Origin of the sequence: Halopseudomonas sp., from assembly GCF_041579695.1 — a bacterium.
Classification (GTDB): Bacteria; Pseudomonadota; Gammaproteobacteria; order Pseudomonadales; family Pseudomonadaceae; genus Halopseudomonas.
In genome coordinates this window covers 1-2,299 of the sequence record NZ_JBFGFI010000181.1, presented here as the reverse complement: position 1 = coordinate 2,299, position 2,299 = coordinate 1, and the positions used below count along the sequence as shown (strand labels likewise).

Below are 2,299 nucleotides of genomic sequence, written 5' to 3'. Positions count from 1 at the left end.
AATCAATACCTGCGCACGCCGGATGCATATGAACTGAGCAACCCACGCGAGTTTGTTGCAGTCAATCTTGAGTACTTCCTGCTCGACCCCGAATACCGGTGCCGACGGCCGGGGTTACACGACTATTTTTCTGAGCACTTTGGCTGGGCGCCCCGCGTTGCGGCCGATTGTGCTCCGGGCTTGCCCTATGTCAATGGTGGGCTCGATCTCAACCGGCAGGTCCTGGGGCAACTCGACGAGGAGCGTATCTATCAGGTGCACTACTTGCTGGCCGAGCCGGATGGCGCGCTAGTCAGCCGCTGGGGCCACAGCATGCTTCGGGTTGTCATGTGTGCGCCTGGCCGGCCGTTGGGGCCTGAGTGTCTGATGGACCTTGAACATCATTTGGTGTTGTCATTCCGCGCTTTCGTCGATGATCTCCAGATATCCAGTTGGGATGGGCTGACCGGCGTCTATCCGTCTCGTTTATTCATGCTGCCGCTGAGTCAGGTGGTCGATGAATACACCAAGGTCGAGTTCCGATCCCTGCAGTCGCTGCCACTGCAATTGACCGCCGAGCAACAGATCAGCCTGGTGCGGCGCGCCACCGAGATGCATTGGAACTACGACGGCACCTACTACTTCGTCAGCAACAACTGTGCGGTTGAGACCCTGAAACTGTTGCGCAGCGGCACTGATCGCCCAGATATTCGCCGCATGGAGACTGTCACGCCAACCGGACTGAGGGCGCTGCTCAGGCATGCTAACCTGGTCGACGAGTCGGTCTTGCAGGATCGGTCCGAAGCCTTGCGTCAGGGCTACTATTTCGACTCCTACCGTGATCGCTATCAGTTGATGTTCAGCGTCGCTCGCGAGGGTTTGAATTTACCGCAGCAGAACGTAGAGGAGTGGCTGGCATTAGCGCCGCAGGAGCGAAGTGGCTGGTTCGAGCGAGCCGAATATCGCGTTGCGGCGGCCCTGCTGCTCCTTGAGCAAGCTGCATTCAGACGCCAGATTACATTGATTCAGCACGAGCTCAAAGACCGCTATGTATCCGGGCGGCGCATGGACGATGCCGCCCTGAATGAAACCGGTGCACTGATGAGCCAGCTATTGCGCGAAAGCGGCTTTCTCAGTCGTCCCGCAGAACTGTTGAAGACCGGCTATGGCCTGCCACAGACCCAGGAAAGACAGCAACTGAAGCAGCTCACTGATCAGCGTCAGCAGGGATTGCACGGGCTGGCAGCGTTGGTGGACGAGCGAGCGCTTGAGATGATCAGTGTAGAGCACCGCAGGGCGATAGAGGCAAACCAGCACAATATCGCCGAACTGGGTGCGCGGCTGCGCCAATTGCACCGCGAGTCTGGAAAGCTTGTGCTGCCCTGAGCCGGGCCTAAAGCCTTGTCTACCAAGCGCAAAACCGCTTGAAAGCGGCCCTCGACCACGGGTGCCGCAGCCTGCTTACGAGAGCTTTATATTCATCGTGATGCGTGCGGTGAAGACTGTCTTACCTTCGGTATCAGTAACATCAACCGGCACGACCTTGTCGCCCTCACTCAATTCAACGCCCGTTTCGCGGTGTCCAACGGCCCCCACAAGCAGGAACTGGCGGATGCTGCCTGGCGGTCGCTGAAGGTCTTGTGACGTGTTCAATGGATGATTGCTTCAAAACGCCCCGGGCGATCTGCCCAGAGATAAATGGGCTCAGTTACCGCGGTAGGTCGAGTAACCATAGGGGCTCAGCAGCAGCGGGATATGGTAGTGGTCTACCCCACCATCCACTTCAAAAATCACCGGCACCTCGGGAAAGAACGTCTGCGCCTGGTGCATGGCAAACCAGTCACCCGTCTTGAAGGTCACCTTGTAGGTGCCAGTCTCAAGCGTTTTGCCTTCTGGAAACAGTTCGGAGATACGGCCCTGCTGGTTGGTGACAGCTTCGTTCAGAGGCTGCCAACCCTGAGGCTGAAGCTGCTCCAGAGTTACGCGCACTTTCGAAGAAGGCAGCCCGTCTTCCAGGTTCAGGACATGCACACTGAGCGGATTGCTCGCAGCGAGAGCGCTGCCGGCCATGCTGCTCAACAGTAGCGCGAAGGTCCAGCGGGTAATAGTGGTCATGCTTTATTCCTTATTTGTTGGGTTGAGGTAACTGACCGATAGCGCTCTGGGCGCAACCTTCATAGATACTGGAGCCGCCAGCACCCGCCACGCCCAACGCGCCAATAACCTGGCCGTCCATGAGCACCGGCAAGCCCCCGCCGAGCAATAGCAGCTCATCCAGGGTATTGAGATTGGCCGAGTTCGGGTCACCCTGGGCGCGCTT

Annotated in this window: 3 protein-coding genes and 1 pseudogene; 1 reads left to right on the top strand and 3 read right to left on the bottom strand. The window is 58.2% G+C overall.

The features are described 5' to 3' along the window. The coding region (locus ABYA88_RS16170) for a DUF4105 domain-containing protein (RefSeq protein WP_373188411.1) at positions 1-1,365 on the top strand (1,365 nt) is incomplete at its 5' end. Between the two features lie 75 nt (positions 1,366-1,440). Here ABYA88_RS16170 and ABYA88_RS16165 read toward each other — a convergent pair. From ABYA88_RS16165 to ABYA88_RS16155, 3 genes and pseudogenes are all read right to left on the bottom strand, one after another. Continuing rightward, positions 1,441-1,536: pseudogene (locus ABYA88_RS16165) on the bottom strand (DUF4442 domain-containing protein); the annotation flags it as partial. A gap of 147 nt (positions 1,537-1,683) precedes the next feature. Beyond that, positions 1,684-2,094 (bottom strand): hydroxyisourate hydrolase, encoded by a 411-nt coding sequence (gene uraH, locus ABYA88_RS16160; RefSeq protein WP_373188410.1) that lies wholly within the window; start codon positions 2,092-2,094, stop codon positions 1,684-1,686. A gap of 10 nt (positions 2,095-2,104) precedes the next feature. Next, a partial coding sequence (locus ABYA88_RS16155) for a heme-binding protein (RefSeq protein ID WP_373188409.1) occupies positions 2,105-2,299 on the bottom strand: 195 nt, incomplete at its 5' end.

What these genes read in the sequence shown, in the direction of transcription:
- uraH (WP_373188410.1), bottom strand. Translation starts at nt 2,094, where the DNA reads ATGACCACTATTACCCGCTGGACCTTCGCGCTACTGTTGAGCAGCATG.